The following is a 23,134-nucleotide window of genomic DNA, read 5'->3' on the forward strand; positions in this document are numbered from 1 at the left end:
GGATTCATCCATGATTCAAGGACAAACGATTCTGATCACTGGAGGAACGGGCTCCTGGGGTCAAAAGCTGACTGAGGTACTGCTGAAGCAGGACCCGGCTGAGATTCGCCTTCTGTCACGTAATGAATACGCCCAGATTGCGATGCTGCGAGAGTTCAACCATGATCCGCGTCTGCGATTCATCATTGGGGATATCCGCGATTATCGGGCAGTGGAAGATGCATGCAGAGGTGTGGGTGTGCTCTTCCATCTGGCTGCACTGAAGCATGTTCCGGTCTGCGAGGACCAGCCTGATGAAGCGTTCAAGACCAATGTGATCGGTACCCAGAATATTATTCGGGCTGCGATACGTATGCAGGTTGCCAAAGTCATCGATGTGTCCACCGATAAGGCGGTAGATCCGATTAACGTATATGGCATGACAAAGGCTTTGGGTGAAAAAATGATGATCCGTGCCAACTGGCTAAGTGAAGGTACCCGGTTTGTCTGCATCCGCGGGGGCAATGTGCTTGGAACCAGCGGAAGTGTCGTGCCCTTGTTCCGTCGTCAGATCAATGAAGGCAAAAGCCCGACCATTACGGATATAGGCATGACCCGTTTTTTCCTGACGCGTACCGAAGCTATACATTTACTTCTTAAAGCGGCTGAGGCGGCCGTGGGTGGAGAGACTTTTGTGATGAAAATGAAAGCTTGCAAGATGACGGAACTTGCATCCGTCATGTTGGAACAGGCAGGTCGTCCATCCTTCGATTATAAGGTGACGGGAATACGTCCAGGCGAGAAATTACATGAAGTGCTGATCTCGCCCTTTGAAGCGCCGCGTACGTACCAATACGATGCACAGTATTATGTCATCCTGCCGGAGCACAAGGACAAGAGCCTGACGGATCAGTACAGCAGTCTGCCACGTGTGAACTTCTCCGAGTATCGCTCGGACAGTGCCATGATGAACAAACCAGCGATTGCCCGGTTTTTGCGTGCAGGTGGCTATATCGATTAGGGTGTGTCTCAAAACTCGTTCGGAGTTTTCAGACACACCCACCGAGGGGAGGCGGAGCGTTTGGAGGTGGAAGGAATGGAAGAAAATCATGAGCACAACCAGCACGAAGGAAATGAAGAGTTACAGCAACGTGCCCTAATACAACATATTAATGACCGCTCCCTAAAAGCTGTTGTCATCGGTCTCGGTTATGTTGGTTTGCCCATGGCTGTAGAGATAGCACAGGCCGGTTATCAAGTCCACGGGATTGACATCGATACTTCCAAGGTAGCCAAGCTGAACGCCGGGAATTCGTATGTCATAGGTATAGAAGATGATGTTGTGCAGTCGCTTATGCAGGCTGGATTATTCACGGCAAGCACCGATTATGCAGCGGTGGCACAGGCCAATGTCATTGTGATCTGTGTGCCCACCCCACTGACCGCCGAGCATCAACCGGATATCTCGTATATCTCGGCGGCGGTGGATGGCATGACTCCGTATTTGCAGGAAGGCAGCCTGGTTATATTGGAAAGCACGACCTATCCGGGCACAACGGAGGAACGCGTCAAACAACCGATTGAAGCGGCAAACGGCTGGCGAGCTGGAGAACAGTTCTACGTCTGTTATTCTCCAGAGCGGGTAGATCCGGGCAGTGTGCATTATGGTGTGAAAAATACCCCAAAGATTATTGGCGGTTCGACACCCGCTTGTCTGAATTATGGTAAACAGTTCTACGGCTCGTTCCTCAACGAAGTTGTTCCGGTAAGTTCAACAACGGTAGCGGAGACAGCAAAGCTGTTCGAAAATACATTTCGCAGTGTCAATATTGCACTCGTGAATGAGCTGACCCCGGCCTGTGAACAGATGGGGGTAAACATCTGGGAAGTACTGAATGCGGCGGCAACCAAGCCGTTTGGTTATATGCCATTCTATCCCGGTCCCGGCATCGGAGGGCACTGTATTCCAATCGATCCGATCTATCTGTCCTGGGCTGCAAACCGTCAGGGATCGGAGCTGCAATTCATTCAGCTGGCGGATGCAACCAATCGGCAAATGCCAGAGAGAGTGGTGAAGCGTGCCTCGGAGCTGCTGGAGCAGAATGGTGTAACTGTGCGAGGAGCACGTGTTGTACTGGCGGGTATGGCTTATAAAAAAGATATTGACGACTTGCGCGAATCGCCAGCATTGGACGTTTTTCGGCTGCTAAGCGCAGCGGGTGCAGGTGTGGTTTTCACCGATCCAATGGTGCCTGTCTTCCGTAAGGATGACGGTACAGTGCTGCACTCTTGTCCAGCGGTGCCGGAATTGTGGACAGGAGCTGATTTGGTGATCATTACCACGGATCATTCGGGATTCAATTATCAGGAGATGGCAGATCATGCAAAGCTGATTTTCGATACACGCAATGCAACGGCCGGATGCCACGGGGGGAATATTGTGGTGCTGGGTCAGCCGGTTCACAGAGTGAAAACGGGAGAAATCTATGGCGAATCATGATCGAGTGAGTGAACGCTATTACGGCGAGATTAATTCGGAGGATTCTCATGAAGCGACGAGAACGCGTATCCACTGGATGTGCCGTGAGGCGAAAGGCAAACGCATCCTGGATGTTGGGTGCAGTCAGGGCATTACGTCCATTCTGCTGGCACGTGAAGGGTTTCGTGTAACAGGGATCGATCTGGAAGAAGAAAGTGTCCGATATGCGCAAGCTGAGCTTGCCAAAGAGTCTAGGCCAGTTAGAAATAATGTAGATTTTCGAATGCTGGATATTACGCAATGGAAAGTAAGGACTGCCTTTGATACTGTGCTGCTTGGTGAAGTGCTGGAGCATTTTGCTCATCCGGAGACGTTGTTGATCCAGATTTATCGGCTGTTGCAAGAAGATGGGACGTTGGTTGTGACTGTGCCGTATGGGTATCACCCGTTCTATGACCACAAGCAGACCTTCTATGCGGGAAGCCTGGCGATGACCCTGATGCCGTATTTTGAAGTATTGAAACTCGAAGTTCATCATAAATATCTATGTTGCGTGGCCCGCAAACGGCGGAGTACACAGCTGCATATATCGCCGACTTTGGATCAACTGCTGGAGTGGATGGAGCTGGATCATGTCCATTTTGCCGAGGTGGAACATCAGCACCTCCGCGTAATGAAGCAGCGCAAGAAGGCACTGGACAGTGCGGTGGAGCAGGTGAAACGCCTTCGCCGTCAGGAGAGTGGGGAAGGGTAGCTGTGAAGGTAGGGACAGAGACAGATACAGAGGCAGAGACAGCGGCAAGGGTAAGAGCAGGGTAGGAGCCAAAGCTAAGGACACTGCAAGTGTAAGGGCAAACCCAAACCCAAACCCAAACCCAAACCCAAACCCAAACCCAAACCCAAACCCAAACCTAAGGACACTGACGCTGACACTTTGCTGCAAGTAACTGCAAGGTAAAGGTAAGGATACTGCAACTGTGTTGCGAATAACTGTAGAAGCAAAGGCAAACGCAAACGCAAACGTAAATCTAAACTTTAATTTTAAGACTAGGGGAAAACTCCTGCCTGCGTAAATGTGAATAGGAGAGTGCTCTGGAGCATCATTGCGGTTCTTGTTTTGAAGGAGACTAGGGCGCTCCCGCTTAGATTCAAGGGATGGTTTCGAAAGTAGCTTCTGCAAGCTTCCCAGAGCATTTGTCAGGGCACTTGTCAGATCACCTAGCTGGATCATCTCTATTCCACACTGCTGTTTAGTATGACGACAGAGCTATTCTATGTTCTAACGAATCTCACACGTCTTATTTTGATGAAATAGACGAGATGAGAAATGTAACGAATCTCAGCGGCGCTATTTCATCTGAAAGCTGCAATAAACGACGAATGGATGCCTATAATGCGAGAATAGCGGGTCTCAGATTCGTTACATTTACCAGGTGGCTGAAATACACCAAATAGCGTCACCTCAGTTCGTTAGCACAGTGAAAATGAAAAGAATTCCGTGACCAATACCAAATACCAAATAAATTGGATTAAACATTTACACGAAACGGAGAAGACAAAAAGAATATCAAGAAGTGGAGCTAAAAGCGTTCTGAATGAAAGCTGCATCGGAAGCATATGTTTCGTCTTTATCCCCGGATTTATCCTTTATAAAAGGGATTAAAAAAGTTGGGGATAACAACGATCAGAAAGTTTCTGTCATCGGAGTGTCCAGTGTAAATCTCTTTTAGTCAACTTACGATAGTACGCTGTTCGAAGTATTTAACCAACAAAAGCAAATCGTTATGACATTTCGCAATACGCGTACGACAGGAAGGGGCTCAAAACGTGATCACCATCAGTCTGTGCATGATTGTGAAGAACGAGGAACGCACGCTGGCGCGCTGTCTGGACTCGGTTGCCGGCATCGCGGACGAGATCGTCATTGTGGATACCGGTTCATCGGATCGCACGATGGACATCGCTGCGCAGTATACCGACCAGGTCTACACATATGAATGGACGGAAGACTTTGCCGCAGCGCGGAATGAGTCATTCGCCAAGGCCACGCAGGAGTATATCCTGTGGCTGGATGCAGATGATGTGCTGCTGCCCGCGGAACGGGCGAAGCTGGAGGTGTTGAAGCAGCAGCTTCCGTCCGGGGGGAAGACGGAGGCTGTGATCTTGAACTACACGCTGGCCGAGGGAGCGGAGGGGAGTCCACTTGTGACGGACCGACGCCTTCGCCTGGTCAAGCGGGATGCCGGGTGCCGCTGGCATGGCCGGCTGCACGAGCAGCTTAGCTTCCCGCGGGGCGAGGTCATTACGGCAGATATTGCCGTCACGCATCGCCGCGAAGCGGGACATCATTCGGCGCGAAACGTGCGCATTCTGCGCAAATGGATCGCCGAAGAGGGCGTAGCCCAAGGTCGCCTGCTGTTTTATTATGCAGGCGAATGTTATGACCGCCAGCGTTATGCGGCGGCGGTACGCGGTTACATGAAGCTGCTGGAGCAGCCAAGTGGTTACCGCGAGGATCGCCTGATTGCCTGCGCGCGGCTGGCGGAATGTTATGAACGACTGGGTGAGCCGGGCCGTAAGCTCGGAGCATTGCTGCAGTCGTTCCAGTATGATCTGCCACATGCCGATTTATGCTGTGCCATTGCGGCCTGTTTCCATGAGCGGCAGGAACCCGTTTCGGCGATCTACTGGTATATGCAGGCGGTGGACGTGAGCAGCCGCGATCCGGGCCTGCGCCCGGTACCTATGGCTTGCCGTACCTGGCTGCCACATGCCCGTTTATCCCTTTGTTACGCTCATCTGGGCAACTGGGAGCAGGCATTGATGCATAACACCAAAGCCCGTGAGTACTTGCCCAACGATCCCGGGTTGCTTGCCAATCGCCAGAAGCTCGAAGTTGTGGTACGCAAAGAGATAAAGGAGCGGGAAGAACGTGGTGAAGTGTCACCGCGTAAGTAGGGAGACGGACTGGGACAGATGAGGACAAAAGGGTTTGAAGCGGGAGTAGAGATAGAGAAAATAGATGGAAGTAGAAGTGAAACAACAACAAAAACTAATCCGTTGCTGGTAGAATGCGATAGGGCGGATCAGTGAAAATAAGGGTTGAGTGGAAATAGAGTGTAAGGCACAATTGCGAGCAGAAGCAGAAGCAGAAGCAGAAGCAGAAGCAGAAGCAGAAGCAGAAGCAGAAGCAGAAGCAGAAGCAGAAGCAGAAGCAGAAGCAGAAGCAGAAGCAGAAGCAGAAGCAGAAGCAGAAGCAGAAGCAGAAGCAGAAGCAGAAGCAGAAGCAGAAGCAGAAGCAGAAGCAGAAGCAGAAGCAGAAGCAGAAGCAGAAGCAGAAGCAGAAGCAGAAGCAGAAGCAGAAGCAGAAGCAGAAGCAGAAGCAGAAGCAGAAGCAGAAGCAGAAGCAGAAGCAGAAGCAGAAGCAGAAGCAGAAGCAGAAGCAGAAGGTGCTTACGACTAAGCGGTAGAATAGATGTGATAGATAAGTTATGTGCTGCCATATGTTTAAAGTACGATAGCTACGATATTGTTAGTGACTGAGCTTATGCAGACCACAATGAAGTATAAGTAAATAAACGATAAAATGCAGAACAAGAGCAGCCCCGCTTAACCGAAAGAGTCGGTGAGTGGGGCTTTTAACGCTTCTCGTGCCGCGTGTATCTCCTGCCATGGTGTAATGAAAGTAGCATTTGGTGAAATTTTCACAAGGCATACAGAGCATTGGGACTTTTGACATGCGGTGCAGTGAGGATTACGCATCAAGATGAGCCGTCGAGTGTTCAGAGCCGTCATATTATCTGCTAAGATGTTTTATATTTCGGGTGCCGGGCATCGCACAGACTGGTCCTTCATTCGTAAGCTTTTGCAAGCCCAGCCCCAGCCATCATATATTTCGTCATCGATATTGAGGGTCATGGTCTCATCCGTATATTCATTCCAGTTTTCAATCCGGAGTGTGTTTTCACTTTCCCATTCGAGATGGTTATTTCCGTGGTGCTTGGCACGATAGATCGTTTTTACCGTGGCGTCCTCAGGTGCATTTGTCTTCTTAACATCGACCCAGATTGTAACGCCGCCTGCCGCACCACCGTAAGGTATACCGTAAATTTCGGCAGTATAGTCACCATTACGTGAAGACATGGAATAGCTTAATTCTCCTTTCTCAGAACGGTCTCAAACGTGGAGAAGTAAGGACGGAGCCAGAAATACAGGAATACAGCGGCAAACAGTACAAGAATCAACAATGTAAATGTAGTGAGAATAGGGTGTCTACGTATCCAAGGTTTGCGAGGATTTGTATGGGATGAACTTGAATTAGCTTGAGTATTTGAGTCCATAAGGTTGAACCTCCATATGCAGCTTACAGTGAAATTTGCTTTGCAGGAATATAAATGTCCAACTCTCCGTAGTGGTCCTGAGCCAGACTGCCGTCAATTCTTTCAAAATAGTAGGGATCACTCTTCTCGTACCCCGAATGGCTCTGCCAATATTCATCGATAAATGTCCAGACACTGTCCAGATGATCAATATTGATGAGACTTGGATGGAAATCACAGACAAATTTGAATACGGCATACTGGTTGGCCGGGACCTCAATTCCGTCCAGTTCTTCAGGGATATGATCCAGACTGGTGACCTCTACAGACGGCTGATATGTACTGTAATCCTCGTTAATTTCATTGGTAAATCCGATATATACGTTGGGTTGCAACACGTTAGGAATCGAATGAAAGTGTTTTTCAAAAAAGTCGTTGCCTGCTGAATTGGCTTCATAGTGCTCTTCGTTATCTGCATACCGAATGTGGGACCGTTGCCCAATGAGTTTCATGGCCGGTTTTCGTACATACGTTGGTTTGAAAATATATCCATATGGAAGCGTTGTGATCATGGACGAAGTCATGCGGGCTGTAAATTCAAGGTCTCCAGCTCCCTGTTTGCGATACTGCAGGGGTGTAATGCCGAAGGCTTGTTTGAAAGCACGTATGTAGGATTGTTCATGTTCAAAAGCGTAATGTCCGCTGATATCGATAATCTTCCAGTTCAGATTCACCAATTGCTCCAGGCTGCGTGCCAATTTGCGTGAACGAATGTATTCTCCAGGCAATTGTCCGCTGACATGTTTGAACATGCGATGCAGGTGGAATTTGGATATATGAGTCACAGATGCCAGATGATCCAGCGTTAATTTGTCTTGAATATGGTCTTCTATGTAGTCGAATAGCTTATCCAGTGTGTCTAGCAGATCGTGTTGCATATCAATCTCCCTACTTCTAATAGTACTTACAGCAATAAATGTTCATTTTTTCCTTATCACCGATGATATCATAACCAAGTACATAATTTAATGACAAGATTGGAGAAAGCATCCATGTTTGCTGACAAAAAAAATTATACAACGTTAGGCATGTTAACTCGATTATGGACAATAACGGGCAAGTACCGTATGTTCATCATTCTGTTACTTTTCGCCGCATGCTTGGTCTCCCTGATTGAGGTCGGTTATTTGGAATCGATCCGAAGACTGGTCAAAGGCGCGACTGAAGCACAGTTTTCGTTACTCTACTCAGGGTTGATCATAGGCGTTAGCATTGTAGTATTACGATTGATTGTAACCGCATTCATGACGAGGGTCGAGACGTTATTCCAGCAAAAGACATTATTGTCTGTGCAGTTTCTACTGCTCTCATCCTTTAGCAACACAGAGACACGCGATCTGGCGCATTATCATACGGGTGACCTAACCTCTAGGGTCTGGACTTCAGCCAAGGAAGCACAGAAGGGGATCAACCAACATGGCATTGAACTCGCGAAAAATATCATTCAGCTGATTCTTGCCTTTGCTTACTTCAGCTGGGTTAACTTGCCGCTGTCGTTGGCTATCATTGCATTCACTTTGATCTATCCTCTTGTAACAGTAGGACTGGGTAAACGTCTACAAAGACGGCATGATCAGTTGAATGCCAGTGCAGCATCAAGAGATGAGATACTGACTGAAATCATCCAAGCCCCGGTTGAGATCCGAAGTTACGGACTCGCGGGTTATGTACACCTTCATTTTAAAGATCGAATGGATCAAGTGTTCAGACATACAATGTCCGTATCTGTGTTACAACGACTTTCGGAAGCAGCCGGACGGGTCTCCACGTATGGTGGCATGATTCTGATTCTCTATCTAGGCGGCATGCAGGTCCTGAATGGACATATGGATGTAGGAGGACTGGCAGCTTTTCTGGTAGCAAGCAGTCAGTTAACTCGTCCGATTGAATCGTTATCTGGGCTGTGGAATGATTTTATTGGTTCGGCTTCACATGCGTCCAGAATCTTTGAAGTGCTGGATTTGGAGAGAAAGAACACGGTTGCTAATACCGGTACAAATACATATGTACGGTCCGATACGCATTTAGGCCAGCTTGAAAAACAATCTAAACCGGCTGGCATCAACGTGCAGCATGTGTCTTATAGGTATGCGGAGCAAGAAGAAGTGTTAACAGATATTTCTTTTGAGGCCAAGAAAGGAAAGCTTACTGTAATCACGGGGCCAAGTGGATGCGGGAAAACCACGTTATTGAAATTGATAGCCGGATTAGATAGACCTGTTACTGGTTCGATCCAGGTCATGAATCAGAAGAATTCACTGAAGGATATACACGAAGTTCAGACAGGGCATGTCAATCAGGTGTATGTTCCGCAACAAGCCTTTATTTTCACAGGTACAGTGGAAGAGAATATTGTTTTTGGACAAGAGGAGATATCTGCCGATCAAGTAAAGGTTGCGGCCCATATGACGCATGCACATGACGCGATTATGCGTCAATCGCTCGGCTATGGGACAGAGCTTCAGCCGCAAGGCGGGACGATGTCGGGTGGTGAGCTTCAGCGTATTAGTTTAGCCAGAGCGATGCTGAGGAACCCGGATATTCTATTGTTGGATGAACCGACGTCATCTCAAGACCCGTGGCATGAGCAACGATTGAATGATCTCTTTGCCCGAATCACTGCTGACAAAGGCACAACGGTTATTGCAGTTACTCATCGATTATCGCTGATCAAACGGGCAGATCAGGTCATCTATATTCAGAAGGGACGCGTCGAAGATACGGGGACTCATCGTGAATTGCTGGATCGTCCAAACGGATATCGAAGTTATATTGCGGAGCAGGATACGGAAGTGGAGGGACAGCATGAGTAACAAGATCGAAGATGCAGCATATGCCGATGACGTTGAAATGAAAAGCAGTCATGAGAAAAGCGGAGCATATGAGATAAATGAAAATATCGAAAATGAAGCTCATCATCAGATGAACGAAAGTGATGTTCCAGATGACCCGAAACAAGCTGTATCATTGGCAACGGTATGGCCCGTTATTTTTCGCTGGATGAAGCCTTATGGATTAGCTGTAGCGATCTTGCTCATTTTTATCGCCGCAGATGCGGTCTTTGATTGGGGACTTGCCTTTGTACAGGGATTCTTCGTGGATGCTATTCATGATGGGGGACAGGAGCAGCTTAATGCTACAGCGATCATCTTTATCGCCATTCTGGCAGGGTTTATCGTATTACTCGCGATGCATCGTTATGTGCTGGTATGGCTCAAGGAATCGATGCAACGGGATATGTCCATGGATCTGTTGAAACTGTTAAACCGGATGCCCTATTCATGGGTGCGCAGACAGAAGTCCGGGGATGTGATGCTTCGCATCAAGGAAGACACCAAGCATGGTGCAGAAGTTGTGGAGGCTATTGCAGAGGGTGTTACGGTTGTATTCATCATTGCTCTATCGCTGGGTTATTTGTACAGAGCAGATGCATGGGTTGCGGTTATCGCCTTGGTAAGTGCAGGTGCAATCTGGTTTACGGCGAGGTTGTATGATCAGCGAATTGTACATCTGTCCGATGAGGTCGAATCCAGGGAAGGCGAGTCCCAAGAACAGATCCAACAGTATGTTGAAGGGATACCGGTGATTCAGATGTATAATGCTTCACCGTGGTTTCTCGCTCGATTTCGGACACAACAGCAATCACTGAATCGTGTTCATGCCAAGTTGCAGATGACCCTGAGCATGTCGGATAACGTGGTGATGGCGGTGTTTGGTTTGGCTCAATTGGCAGCGTTGTTCCTTATTGCTTTGTCAGCGGCTAGGGGAACTTTGTCTCCGGGCATAGTTGTTGCAAGTAGTCTGCTGTTTGAACTGGTGGTGTGGCCAGTACTCGGCTTGTCCAGCCAGTGGAGTCAGATGCAAGCCAGCGTGGGTGCATTTGGACGTATCTCTGCATGGTTGAAATTGGCGGAGAACAAGAAGACAGACACATCCAATACTAAGCACGAGGAGCTTGCACAGGGAATTTGTAACCAAGATCAAGGGAGTACACAAAAAGGGGCACATAAAGAGAACGAAATTGCTATGCTACGTCTTCAACAGGTTATGGTAACCGATGAAAACATTGGTCGGAAGATTCTGGATCAGATTACGTTTAATCTGGTTCCTGGTGAACTGGTTGCGGTAGTTGGCGCCAGCGGTGCTGGCAAATCTACACTGTGCCAAGTGTGTGCGGGGTTGATCGAGCCAACAAACGGAAGCGTAATGCTGGGTGATAAACATGTTGCAGAGTATGTAGAGATGGATGACCAGTCCAGACTCACGTATATGCCGCAGACACCAACTTTTTTTACAGGAACGATCGAAGAAAATATTCGTCTGAGTTCAGACGTTACATCGGACAGAGTGAAGCTTGCGGCAAAGCAGGCAGGTTTGCATGAATATATTGAGGCACAAGAAGGACAATACGAAACAATGTTGCATGAGAAAGGGGCCAATCTATCTGGAGGCCAACAACAGCGACTGTCGCTTGCCAGACTCTTTATGAGGTCATCTGATCTGTATATTCTGGACGAACCAACGTCATCTCTGGATATTCAGACAGAACAGAACGTGATGAATCACTTGCTGAACTTTATGAAAGGCAGCATAGGATTGCTTGTCACACATCGAATGGAGGTTGCTCGCCAGTGCTCTCGCATCCTTGTGATGGAACATGGTCGAATTGCCGAGGATGGAACGCATGAACAACTGATGCAGAGGAAAGGATTGTATTATCGCATGAATGCAAGAGGCGGTGGTACAACATGAATGAACCTATTTTGAAGAAGGCAATGGATACGCTGGAGTTCTTGAGTCAGGATCGGGAAGCACGTCGTTTGTATGAAGAGCGGCAGAAGTATTTGCATGATGAAGTTTCCGTGATTGAGTGGGCTATGGAAAAGGGAATAGCTCAAGGAATAGAAAAGGGATTAGTAGAAGGGGAAAAAAGAAAGACGATTGAAATTGTGAAGAACATGCTCTCACTTGGACTCGAAGTTGCTGTTATTGCAAAGGCCAGTGGCTTGCCGGAGTCTGGGTAGAGTCGTTAAAAGATTAAAGTGAAGTTGTAAAGTTGTAAGGTATAGTAGCTTCACCAGATGAATGGGTACGGGTACACTAGCGTGATATGAGTGTGTCGGTTGTGAATAAAAGTTTACAACAATCGTTTTGTCCAACTAGGGCAGGACGGTTGTTTTTATTTTAATGAAGAAGCTTTAAACGTTTTACAGTAAAACGCGGTTGCTCATTCGGGGCTGGGCCGTTAAACTAAAGGGAGCGGCGTTTGCTTGACGGACAAGTCATGAGAACGCCATTTTGTTGTCAAGGATGCGGGATATGTGCCGCTTTCGGATGTCAGAATCGGATCGGACCAAGCTGGTGGGAAAACGCCGGTGATAAGTAAGGAGTCTTTACATGAGTGTGCAAACACCTACATTAGAAGAAGCGCAGGGTCTCCTGCAAAAATATTATGGCTACCCCGACTTCCGTGAGGGACAGAAAAAGATCGTAGCCAGCCTGCTCGAACGTGAAGATACGTTGGGTATTATGCCAACCGGGGGCGGTAAGTCGATCTGTTATCAGATCCCCGCTCTGTTATATTCGGGTCTGACGCTTGTTGTCTCCCCGTTGATCTCATTGATGAAGGACCAGGTCGATGCGTTGACGACCGCCGGAATTGCTGCCGCGTATATTAATAGTACACTTAGCGGCAAAGAAGTGAATGATCGCATCCGCGCGGCGCAGCGCGGTGAGCTGAAGTTGCTCTATGTCGCGCCTGAGCGACTGGAGCTGGATTGGTTCCGCGAGGAGATGGGCCATTTGCCGATCTCTTGCGTTGCCGTGGATGAGGCCCACTGTGTATCGCAGTGGGGGCATGATTTTCGGACAAGCTACCTGGCGGTAGCGCCGTTTGTGGACAGTTTGCCGGAGCGGCCGGTGGTTGCGGCCTTTACGGCTACAGCGACGCCCGAGGTCATGGGCGATATTCTGCGGCTGCTGCGTTTGCAGGACCCGCAGACGTATGTGACCGGACTTGGGCGGGATAATCTGGCGTTTAGCGTGCTGCGTGGCGAGAGCAAGAAGGATTTTGTCCTGAATTATGCGCGCGAGCATGCCAGCGAGCCAGGTATTATATACGCCGCGACCCGTAAGGACGTGGACGATCTGCATCAGCGTTTGTTGCAGGCGGGATTGCCCGCAGGACGCTACCATGCCGGGATGACGGACGATGAACGGTCCCAGAGCCAGGAAGCTTTTTTGTACGATGATATCCGAGTGATGGTGGCGACCAATGCGTTCGGGATGGGGATTGATAAGTCGAACGTGCGTTACGTTATTCATAACAGCATGCCGAAAAATATGGAGGCATACGTGCAGGAAGCCGGACGTGCAGGCCGGGATGGAGAGCCAAGCCAGTGTATTCTGTTATTCGGGGCACAGGACATTATCACCCAGAAGTTCCTGATTGAGCAGAATCCGATGGACGGCGACCGCAAACAGAACGATTACCGGAAGCTGCAACAGATGGTGGATTACTGTTACACAACGCGTTGTCTGCGCAGTGCGCAACTGGATTATTTCGGTGAGGTGCATGACGATACACCTTGCGGTACTTGCAGTTCCTGTACGGACGACCGCGAGTTGGTAGACATGACGATTGATGCACAGAAAATATTCAGCTGCATTCACCGCATGCGTGAACGGTATGGTGTATCGCTGGTCGCTTCTGTGCTCAAAGGCTCCCGTGCCAAAAAAGTGCTCGATTACGGCTTCAACTCTCTGCCAACCTACGGCGTGATGGGTAATCGGACAGAGCGCGAGATATCGGAGATCATCAACGTGATGGTATCCGAAGGATATCTGATGCTGTCTGAGGGACAGTATCCGGTTGTGCGTTTACAGCCACTAGCGGTTGAAGTGCTCAAAGGCCAGCGTGAAGTGATGCAGCGTGTTGTCCGCAAGACAGCGGCAACAGCTTCGGGTACGAACTATGGTGGACGCCGCGGACGCGATGCGATGCCATCTGCGGTTAATGAGACGGTATTTGAACAACTTCGTCTGATCCGGCGTGATCTGGCGGCGAAAGAGCATGTACCATCGTACATTATCTTCAATGATGCGACCCTGCGTGAGATGAGTGTGGTATGTCCACAGACAGAACGTGACATGCTGGATATCAAAGGGGTCGGTGAGGTCAAGTACCGCAAGTACGGACTGCCGTTCCTGGAGTTTTTCCAGAAGCAATCGGGCGAAGAAGTGGATACGGATGATGATGCGTTTTACGAGTATGAGTGAGTATGAAATGAGTAAGAGTAAGAGTGAATTGAGTATGAATTGTTAATTTTCACTTTCCAATCTTTGAAGTTGGTTGTCGCGTCTCTGTAGAGTGGACAAATGGTGGCGAATTGTCTTTCAAAGGGTGGACATTGGCGTTGGTAATGGCTGACCGTATCGTATACAACATGTAGTTTGAAGGTACGGATTTTATACTGTATGTTGTGGTTTTGATTTAGTGCGGTGTATATGTCTTTTTGAAAAGAGTGTCCACTCTTTGAAAGACAAAAGTTGGATATGTCCATGAGACATGGAATGGCTAGGTCAAAAGAGGTTTAGATGAACAGCATCCGGGGCAGGATGGCTGTGCAGCTTTCCTTTTATCAAAAAAATATGGTCTGGGTGTCCAGGCAAAGGTTGTGAACCATGAAGGTTATTCTTTCTACATTAAATGCAAAGTACATCCATACCTCCTTGGCCTTGCGGTGTCTGAAGGCATACAGTGAGAAGGATTTTGATATTGACCTGGCGGAGTATACGATCAAGGACCCAGTGATGAATATTGTGTCTGATCTGTATCAGCGCGGCGCGGACGTGATTGGTTTCTCGTGTTACATCTGGAACATCGAAGAGACGATCAAGGTCATTGATAATCTGAAAAAGGTTATGCCGAATGTGAAAATTCTGCTGGGCGGGCCGGAAGTGTCCTACGACACGGAATATTGGATGAACCGGATTCCCAATGTTGATTTCATCGTGATGGGTGAAGGGGAAGAGACGCTGCATCAGCTTTTGATGGAGCTTGAAGGAAGCAAGAAGTTCCACTTTGTCTATGGACTGGCGTATCGCAAAGGGGAAGAGGTCATTCTCATGCCAGGACGGCCGAAGGCGGATCTGAACGATTTGCCGTCACCACATCGATTTGATGAGGATATCCCAGAGCTTGGGAAGCGGGTTGTTTATTTTGAAACCAGTCGGGGCTGTCCGTTCAGTTGTCAGTTCTGTCTGTCCAGTATAGAGGTCGGCGTGCGCTATTACGATATTGAGCGGACGAAGTCGGACATTCTGTACCTGATTGAGAAGGGCGCAAAGCTGATTAAGTTTGTGGACCGGACGTTTAACATTAAGCGGGATTATGCGCTCGAAATGTTCAAATTCCTGATTGAGAATCATCAGGGGACGGTGTTTCAGTTTGAAATCACGGCGGATATTATGCGTCCTGAAGTACTGGACTATCTGGCAGAGAATGCGCCACCAGGCACATTTCGGTTCGAGATCGGGGTTCAGTCCACGAATGATCCGACAAATGAACTGGTGAAACGTCGCCAGAACTTTACCAAGCTGAGCCGTACCGTGAACAAGGTGAAAGCCAGTGGCAAAATCGACCAGCATTTGGATCTCATCGCCGGATTGCCTGAGGAAGATTACAATACGTTCCGCAAAACGTTTAATGATGTGTTTGCACTGGGGCCGGAAGAGCTTCAGCTGGGATTCCTCAAAATGCTGCGCGGTACAGGTCTGCGTCTGGATGCGGAAAAGTACAACTACACGTACATGGATCACGCGCCATATGAGATTCTGGGCAGTGATGTGCTGCCTTTCAGCGATATCGTGCGCTTGAAGCGGCTGGAGGATGTACTGGAGAAATACTGGAACGCACACCGAATGGACCATACGCTGAAGTATCTGATGGAGCAGGAGTTCAACTCACCGTTTGATTTCTTCCAGGCGTTTGGGGATTACTGGGAAGGTCAGGGTTGGCAGAAGATTGGTCACCAACTGGAGGATTTGTTTACTCGTTTGCACAGCTTCCTGGAGTCACGGAACACGCCGCATATGGATATCGTGCTCGGCCTGATGAAGCTGGATTATTTCCTCGGTCACAAATACAAACCACGCAAAATCTGGTGGGAAGATCCGCTTCAGAAAGACCAGTGGGCGGGTTATATGAAAACGTTGGCTGAACGTCCGGAAGACGTTCGTCTGCCACGTGTTGCCGGCGCCTCAGGCACGGCATGGCTGGAAAGCAGCGGCACGGGTCCGAGTGCCGCTGCGGGAAGTTCGGCTGCTGCCGGAGAAGACTCTGCCGCAGATGCGGCGGGTGTGATCGGCAGCGAAGCCGGGGGTGCAGCGTCGCTCACTTCGGGCGACGCAACAGGGTCCGCCGCGGATGGAGCGGCGGACATGGTGGACGGCAACGCTTCGCGTGCGTTGCCGATGACCTCGGCCATGACCGCACAGACGGTCATGGGTGCCCGTGCTTTCGCCGACCTTGGTCTCGGCGAAAAGGAACTGCAGAAGCACACCGTATTGGATGTGCTTCCGTTCCGGCTTGAGCGTGTGCTAGCTGGCGCCAGCCCGCTTGCCGCGAAAGGCCGGACGCTGCTGGTCGTTGTGTACCAGCAGCACGAAGGGCAGCAGGCGCAGTATTACACGCTGCCGCTGGGAGAAGAAGCCGCTGCTATGTAGGTGCAGCGGCCTGAGATAAGCTACATGGCTAATTGGTGCCATGTAGCAGGATGAAGCATCACGACTATACGGTCGTGATGCTTTTTTTCGTGCATCGCGGCTTTGTGCTCGTGATGCTACCAAGGTGGGCACCGCGATCATTGACGCGGTGCAACCCCATTGGGCGCAGCACCTCACCCTCACGTGGCTTGCTATTGCACAAGCCGCGCTCCGGTTTACCTTTTACAAGTAAAGCATCATTTAAATCGGAGAAATCAACATGATATAATCTAAGCAAAACAGATCAAGGCAGGGGAGTTCGAGAGCATGGATGATTTTACGAAGAAGCGGATTCAAAAGATTATGGACCATTACACCGAGAATGCTGTACCCGAGCATGTGAAAAGTCAGATGAAGATTAGTTATAAAATCAGAGGTAACCATGTGACATTGATTGAAGAAAGACAAGCCTTTCAAAGCGATAAATGGGTACAATTGCCGGTAGCACAATTCAGAATGGATGAGAAGGTATGGAAAGTGTATTGGCAGGACAGTAAAGGAAAGTGGCATTACATCGATGATATCGATCCGAACGAAGATTTTGAAACACAGCTCAAGATCGTGGACGAAGGTCATAACGGAATGTTCTGGGGTTAATTTTTCTGAAAAGGCGTTGGGGGGTTGATTAACCCAATTAATATTAAAAGATCTGAATATAAAACCGCAAACCTTTGAAGAGACGGATACCTTCTTTAATCTGGCATTCATCTTTAAAGTGAACTTGGAGGCCACAGAATGGATCTGAAGACGTACCTGGCAGAGCATTTTCCAAACCTGACCTTAGAACCGCCTCTTTTTTATAATTGGGATGTTGCAATACGATTCGAACTTGGCAATCCACTAATGTTTGGAATGAATACAGAGCATTACATGGAACAAGTGTATCATCGATCACTCGAATTATTTAAAGCTCTTCATGATCAAGAAGATGAAGTCCTATTAATAACTCAAGCTTATTTTGCAGATAAGCTTAAACACAAAGTGGAAAAATTGAACCTGTACAGAAAATATATCAAGAAGAAAGGGCCGATTAGAGCCTTGAGCCTTGAGATATTTCCAGGTTTGGATTGTGAACCGGATGACATCCTAAACCCAAGGAACAACATGTATAGGTATTGGACTAAATGTAGAGTTGAGGGCTTGAGATATAATCAGTTAATCAAAGCTATATGTAATCATGAGGTTGGAATTAAGCCAAAGATATATCATAGGGTGTATTTCATTAATATAAGTAAGAAAACGATATTTCATATCTATGATGATAGAGGTTGCGATGTGATTTCAGCATCAAAAGAAGCACTAACGGATATCTATACAGAATATAACGATTGGATTCTAGATTATGATCGACACAGAATTAACAATATATTTATAGGATAATGGGGTGGATGATCCAAGGAAGTTCCCAGATGTTGATCGCACAGGGATAATGTATTATTTGAAATACAGGTTTGGAAAGAACTTTAAGAGTGTTCCGATGTAAGGAGTATGGATTATGGATAAAAAAGAGAAGAAGATTATTATTGCTATAATTGTACTTGCTGTAGTTGTATTAGGAGTTATATGGTACCTAAAAGTAGGCTATCTATTAAAGAAACCGGAGATGCCTGAGGCAAATATTGCAATTCAGACCCAAATGGTGGATGGTGGTGCGATCAGTTTACGAAATGCTGATTATACGGAAAATCAAATCAAGATTGGATATGAAGTGAAAGGGTTTAGTTTGGAGGAATATAATATTGCTTGTGAGCTTTATCGTGACGGACATTTGATTTCAACTTCTGGCTCAACAGGTGGAGGTTTGATAGAACTGGACGAAAAGCATTATTACTTCATCGGTTATGAGAATATAACTGAAATGACTTTGCCTGAATCTATACATCTAAACGTGAAGATTAAAGTGATACCCAATGATTTTAGACAAAAATCGATAACTTTAACATTTGACGTTAGTCTTGATAAAGAAGTGAAATAGATTAAAGAGGGCAGTAAATTTTGATAAAAGAAATTCAAGGGGGTCCTATGAAGACCATCGTTTATATGGTAAGGCATGCGGAGTCACCGTATACGGAAGGAACGGAAAGAACGAGGGGGCTTACCCTACAGGGCAAGATGAATGCAGAACGAATAACGGAAATATTAACGAATGAAGGAATACATGCCATTGTCTCAAGTCCTTATGCCAGGGCTATTCTGACCTTAGAGGGTGTGGCAGCAGCGTTAGAATTAGATATTCAGATCATGGAGGATCTGCGGGAAAGGCATTTTTCAGATGATATGATTGCGGATGAAGAGTTTGAGCCTGCTTCGAAGAAGATGTTCGATGACCCGGATTATGCATTGCCAGGGGGCGAGTCGAACACGGTTTGCCAGAGTAGAGCAGTGGGCGTGTTGAAACAGATATTAGAAGAATACAAGGGTGAAAAAGTGGCGATCGGCACACACGGACATGTAATGACGTTGATGATGAATTACTTTGATTCGAGTTACGGATTGGATTTTATGAATCAAACCAAGAAACCGGACATTTATCGACTACAATTTGACGAGATGGAATTAGAGAACGTGACAAGGCTATGGAGCGAATGAAAGTGAGTAAGCGAGAACGCTTGTTCATAATTTTGGTTACAGGGGAGTGATTCCAATGACGTTACAAAACTTGTTTCTTGGAAAACCAACGAAACTATGGAATGAGAGAATGATTGAAGGCGGAGATGAGCTTTTCACAGAAGAGAGATTACTCATGTCTGATCAAGCCCTAGATACATATTTGCACCAATTAATAGCATTACAAGAAACGCAAGATTCTGAGCGCATGATGAAGGCTGTAGAAGAAGTTGTGCTTAGGTTTAATGAAATGAATGAGGCCAATGGTTATTTTATTGAGACGATGGAACGTGAAGAATTGGCTGATTTTATAGACAAGGCGGCTAGACTGGCTGGATTAGACATCCAGGAGGATGAAGACATTACGGAAGAATGGAGAGAGTGGTAATTCGGCAGAACAGTGTTTTCCAATTTTAATGATAAGGGTGATCAATATGGAACGAGGACTCATTATATTTTTGAACGGAACGTCAAGTTCGGGGAAGACAAGCATTGCGATGGAAATGAAAAATCAGGGAGACATTCCGTTTCATCATCTATCTGTAGATCAATTTCTGCATAATTATGATCAGTTTATCGACAATACATATCCAGATATGAAACCAACAAGAGAAGTGGAACACCATGTGATGACCGATATCCTGTTCGATCCCATCAATTCGATGTACTGTGCAACCATTAAGCTATTTTCGGAAATGGGTTTGAATGTCATCGTGGATACAGTCATCAGCAATGACAAGTGGTTTAATGATTTTTATGAGTTACTATCGGATTATCCGATATTGTTTGTAGGCGTGCAGTGCTCGAAAGAGGAACTCACCAGAAGAGAGCAGAGCAGGGGAGACCGCGAGATTGGACTTGCCCATTCCCAGTTTGATTACATCTACTCCTATGATGAATATGATCTGGAAGTGAATACGGAAGAGCTTAGCTCAGCTGCATGTGCGGAAAAAATATTAAGTTATATGAAGTCTGATCAGGAATACTCGGCATTTAAGAAATTAAGCAGAAGAGAGGTAAAAACACCGTAAAAGAAATGAATTCAAGACCAAGGCTGGTAAGGTGGTCAAAAATTGGAGATGGAGGATTAGACCTCAAGACAAAGTCTGTATTTTGCAAACAAATTTGGATATAGTTCGCTTGAAGTAGTTTATAATCAGCTTAAGGAGTAAGGAGGAGTCGAGCATGATTATTTTCAAAGCAACCCAACTCACATTAAAAGATCTTCATGCCAAACCGGAAACCATCCAAGACAGCGATGACTTCTTTAGTTGGCATGCAAACTTCTTCACGTTGTATGGCAGAAAACACTATGTGTTTATGAATGATTTGTCCAGATTAAGCTTGACTGTCGATGGGATTAGAACGAATCAAGCGAATAAACTGGCAGGAATCTTTAAAAAGAATTTAGAGGACTATTTGGCCGTTGAGAAACTTCCTGACCACCTGGTGAACTATTATTTGGAAAAATGTAATGAGAGCATGATCACCAAAACCGATAGTCGAAGTGTTATAAGTACCATGAATGAAATCATGCTTGTGATGAAGACGCTTGAAGTTGAAGATAATGATTTTCGTGATAAAGATGAACGGCATATGAGGAATAATAGATCTATGTATAAACCCATCGACTATAAAAAACCCATTGAGATATTTGTTAAAGAGCTTCAAACACGGTTTGAAATGGAGAGTTAGAGAAACTGGATTTTCATCGGAGACCTCTAATGCAAAAACAGTATAAGATAGATCATGGTGGGTTATTCCAGCAAACCACATCTGGTCAAGTCAGACGTCTCGAATACGGTAAAATGAGATCAGGAGATATGTTAAAATTACAGAAAGTAGAACTAACTCAATAACAGGAGGTAGAACACATGAAATGGCAAGAAGTTAGAGAACTGTTCCCTGACCAATTTGTTCTGGTTTCTATCATTCATTATCATGAGGAAGATAACAAAAAAATAGTAGATGAAGTTGCACCAATCCGAACCATATCAGAACGAGATGTAAATAAAGAGTTTTTTCAAGTAGAGCCTGGTAACGTCGTGTATCATACTTCAAATCAAGACTTTGTGATCAACCTTCGCAGAGATCCATTAATGAGAGTGAGACGTAATACGAATGAAAATTAACTATGATGGTCAGTTAATTACAACGTCACTCACCATTACATTTAGAGGCAGAGTATTAAGAATAGATGATGTAATTATAGATACAGGATCCTCACATACGATCTTTTAGAGGAAGTCGGTGTGACCTATGAAACCGGCGATTCGATATATGAAGCATACGGGATTGGAGGAAGTATTCCTTTCTACACCAAAGTCATGGACAGGATTGAAATAGGAACAAAAAGCATTGGGAATATAGAAATAGATGTAGGCATATTACCTAAAGAACATAAAGGGCTTCTCGGATTGGATATTCTGAAACAACAAAATTTTATAATTGATCTGAAAATATTAGAATTACATTATTGAAAATTATAGTAATGAATGAGACCTATTTATAGTGCGTTTCGGATAATAAGATACATATACAAGTGGTTTTTACCTAACAAATTTTGTTGGGTTTTTTTGTTCTAGATCCTACGCGCTTTTCAACAGTTGAATTATGCTCTTATCCCATTACTCTAATCCGTAACCAACACTAAACATAAGCACGATTCGCTGCCATGAAACCGATTGCCCGTTCTCCGGTTTGAGCACAAGAAGCATGGTTTATTTTCTTCCAAGAAGCTATTGCCTTTCTCCGCACCATGTCGCATTAGTCCGGCTCAAATGTCGCAAAAGTACATGGTAACGCGATGCGTAGATCGTATATACTCTCTTTATGTTTCGATAATGAAAATCATTATCAGTATTATACATAAGGGGGATTCATCATGAATCAAGGAACAAAGAGGCAGGCTGCCGGAAGCAAGGCATATGCTGCTCACAAATCACGATTATTCATGGGCTTGATGTTGGCCCTTATTCTTGTCCTGACGGCTTGCGGTGCCGCAACAGGTACAGATAGCGGTAAACAATCTGGGGCAACGCCAGCGGAGACAGCTGCGAATGCGGAAACGCAGACGGACGGAGCTTTTCCCGTAACGATCACACACATGAAGGGTGAGCTGACGCTAAACGAAAAACCACAGAGAATTGCAGTCCTTGATGTTAAGTTTCTGGATCAAATGTTAGCGGTTGGTGAGAAGCCGGCTGGCAGTGTTATCGCTGGAGGTAATACCGATTATCCAGAATACTTAGGCGATCAGCCGAGTGATGTACAGGTTCTGGGTACACGGGACGAGCCTAATCTGGAAGCGATTGTAGCCTTGGACCCGGATCTGATTATTATGACGGATTTCCAGGAGAAGCAGTATGAGAGTGTAAGCAAAATTGCACCTACTCTCGTACTGGACTTCTACGAAGACTGGCGTGATACGTTAGCCACAGTTGCTAAGATTACAGATAAGCAGGACGAAGCGGAGAAAGTGCGTACAGCCTATGAAGAGAAAGTTGCTGGACTGAAGGCTAAGCTGGCGGAGAAGATGGGCGATGAAACGGTAGCTCTTATTCGTCCGAGAAAAGAAGGCATTCGTGTTCACGGTATTGAGCACCGCATTGGCGGTATTATGTACAATGACTTGGGGCTGAAAATGCCTGCTCTGGTACAGGAGATTAATGAAGATGGTTCCGTAGAAATCTCGATGGAAAAAGTGCCTGAGATCGGGGCAGATCGTTATTTTGTCCTGTCGGATGAGCTGTTTGCGGCAGAAGCCGAGGCTATGTTGACTAATCCAGTGTGGAAGTCCCTTGATGCTGTTAAAAATAACCTTACGTATGACGTAAACTCAACACTTTGGATCGCTTATTATGGACCGCTTGCGATTAATCTGATTGTCGATCAGGCAGCAGAAGCCCTACTCGGATCGAACTAA

Annotated in this window: 20 protein-coding genes and 2 pseudogenes; 20 read left to right on the forward strand and 2 right to left on the reverse strand. The window is 46.6% G+C overall.

Annotated features, from left to right (window positions below; genetic code table 11):
* Positions 1-10: 10 nt before the first annotated feature.
* The 5 genes from V6668_RS07750 to V6668_RS07770 all read left to right on the forward strand — a co-directional run bounded on the left by V6668_RS07750 (position 11) and on the right by V6668_RS07770 (position 5,921).
* A complete protein-coding gene (locus V6668_RS07750; protein ID WP_338708078.1) occupies positions 11-1,000 on the forward strand; it encodes a polysaccharide biosynthesis protein in 990 nt (329 codons plus the stop codon).
* 75 nt (positions 1,001-1,075) lie between these two features.
* Complete coding sequence (locus tag V6668_RS07755) at positions 1,076-2,479, forward strand: nucleotide sugar dehydrogenase (protein WP_338708079.1); 1,404 nt, start codon at positions 1,076-1,078, stop codon at positions 2,477-2,479.
* Positions 2,466-3,212 (forward strand): class I SAM-dependent methyltransferase, encoded by a 747-nt coding sequence (locus tag V6668_RS07760; protein ID WP_338708080.1) that lies wholly within the window; start codon positions 2,466-2,468, stop codon positions 3,210-3,212. The genes V6668_RS07755 and V6668_RS07760 overlap by 14 nt, the downstream gene beginning before the upstream one ends.
* Before the next feature lie 1,073 nt (positions 3,213-4,285).
* Positions 4,286-5,416, forward strand: a complete 1,131-nt coding sequence (locus tag V6668_RS07765; protein ID WP_338708081.1) for a glycosyltransferase family 2 protein — start codon at positions 4,286-4,288, stop codon at positions 5,414-5,416.
* A gap of 148 nt (positions 5,417-5,564) precedes the next feature.
* Positions 5,565-5,921, forward strand: a complete 357-nt coding sequence (locus tag V6668_RS07770; protein ID WP_338708082.1) for a hypothetical protein — start codon at positions 5,565-5,567, stop codon at positions 5,919-5,921.
* Positions 5,922-6,271: 350 nt separating this feature from the next.
* Here V6668_RS07770 and V6668_RS07775 read toward each other — a convergent pair.
* Positions 6,272-6,613 (reverse strand): annotated as a pseudogene (locus V6668_RS07775) (hypothetical protein); the annotation flags it as partial.
* Between the two features lie 208 nt (positions 6,614-6,821).
* Positions 6,822-7,715, reverse strand: coding sequence for an AraC family transcriptional regulator (locus V6668_RS07780; protein WP_338708083.1), 894 nt, complete (start codon positions 7,713-7,715; stop codon positions 6,822-6,824).
* A gap of 90 nt (positions 7,716-7,805) precedes the next feature.
* On the opposite strand from V6668_RS07780, the gene V6668_RS07785 reads away from it, so the two are divergent.
* The 15 genes and pseudogenes from V6668_RS07785 to V6668_RS07855 all read left to right on the forward strand — a co-directional run bounded on the left by V6668_RS07785 (position 7,806) and on the right by V6668_RS07855 (position 23,134).
* Positions 7,806-9,650, forward strand: a complete 1,845-nt coding sequence (locus V6668_RS07785) for an ABC transporter ATP-binding protein (protein WP_338708084.1) — start codon at positions 7,806-7,808, stop codon at positions 9,648-9,650.
* Between the two features lie 187 nt (positions 9,651-9,837).
* Positions 9,838-11,589, forward strand: coding sequence for an ABC transporter ATP-binding protein (locus V6668_RS07790; protein WP_422395270.1), 1,752 nt, complete (start codon positions 9,838-9,840; stop codon positions 11,587-11,589).
* A pseudogene (locus tag V6668_RS07795) lies at positions 11,568-11,861 on the forward strand (Rpn family recombination-promoting nuclease/putative transposase); the annotation flags it as partial. The gene V6668_RS07790 and the pseudogene V6668_RS07795, both read left to right, overlap by 22 nt.
* A 373-nt stretch (positions 11,862-12,234) precedes the next feature.
* Positions 12,235-14,115, forward strand: a complete 1,881-nt coding sequence (gene recQ, locus V6668_RS07800) for a DNA helicase RecQ (RefSeq protein ID WP_036669316.1) — start codon at positions 12,235-12,237, stop codon at positions 14,113-14,115.
* A 405-nt stretch (positions 14,116-14,520) separates the two neighbouring features.
* Positions 14,521-16,563, forward strand: a complete 2,043-nt coding sequence (locus V6668_RS07805) for a B12-binding domain-containing radical SAM protein (protein ID WP_076327218.1) — start codon at positions 14,521-14,523, stop codon at positions 16,561-16,563.
* A 306-nt stretch (positions 16,564-16,869) separates the two neighbouring features.
* On the forward strand, positions 16,870-17,199 hold the full coding sequence (locus V6668_RS07810) for a DUF3024 domain-containing protein (protein WP_051447171.1): 330 nt from the start codon (positions 16,870-16,872) through the stop codon (positions 17,197-17,199).
* A gap of 138 nt (positions 17,200-17,337) precedes the next feature.
* Positions 17,338-17,982 (forward strand): DUF3885 domain-containing protein, encoded by a 645-nt coding sequence (locus V6668_RS07815; protein ID WP_036669326.1) that lies wholly within the window; start codon positions 17,338-17,340, stop codon positions 17,980-17,982.
* 115 nt (positions 17,983-18,097) lie between these two features.
* Entirely contained in the window at positions 18,098-18,577 is a 480-nt protein-coding gene (locus tag V6668_RS07820; RefSeq protein ID WP_036669330.1) for a hypothetical protein, read from the forward strand.
* 47 nt (positions 18,578-18,624) lie between these two features.
* Complete coding sequence (locus V6668_RS07825) at positions 18,625-19,191, forward strand: histidine phosphatase family protein (protein WP_036669545.1); 567 nt, start codon at positions 18,625-18,627, stop codon at positions 19,189-19,191.
* 55 nt (positions 19,192-19,246) lie between these two features.
* Positions 19,247-19,597, forward strand: a complete 351-nt coding sequence (locus tag V6668_RS07830; RefSeq protein ID WP_036669332.1) for a hypothetical protein — start codon at positions 19,247-19,249, stop codon at positions 19,595-19,597.
* A gap of 46 nt (positions 19,598-19,643) precedes the next feature.
* On the forward strand, positions 19,644-20,240 hold the full coding sequence (locus tag V6668_RS07835) for a chloramphenicol phosphotransferase CPT family protein (protein ID WP_036669335.1): 597 nt from the start codon (positions 19,644-19,646) through the stop codon (positions 20,238-20,240).
* Positions 20,241-20,394: 154 nt separating this feature from the next.
* Positions 20,395-20,904: a DUF6933 domain-containing protein gene (locus tag V6668_RS07840; RefSeq protein WP_036669337.1), complete on the forward strand. Its 510-nt coding sequence runs from the start codon at positions 20,395-20,397 to the stop codon at positions 20,902-20,904.
* A 179-nt stretch (positions 20,905-21,083) separates the two neighbouring features.
* Positions 21,084-21,341, forward strand: a complete 258-nt coding sequence (locus V6668_RS07845) for a hypothetical protein (RefSeq protein WP_036669338.1) — start codon at positions 21,084-21,086, stop codon at positions 21,339-21,341.
* Between the two features lie 120 nt (positions 21,342-21,461).
* Positions 21,462-21,689: a hypothetical protein gene (locus V6668_RS07850; protein WP_235193759.1), complete on the forward strand. Its 228-nt coding sequence runs from the start codon at positions 21,462-21,464 to the stop codon at positions 21,687-21,689.
* A 404-nt stretch (positions 21,690-22,093) separates the two neighbouring features.
* On the forward strand, positions 22,094-23,134 hold the full coding sequence (locus V6668_RS07855; protein WP_338708087.1) for an iron-siderophore ABC transporter substrate-binding protein: 1,041 nt from the start codon (positions 22,094-22,096) through the stop codon (positions 23,132-23,134).

It is taken from the genome of Paenibacillus amylolyticus (assembly GCF_036894225.1).
GTDB classification, from domain to species: domain Bacteria; phylum Bacillota; class Bacilli; order Paenibacillales; family Paenibacillaceae; genus Paenibacillus; species Paenibacillus amylolyticus.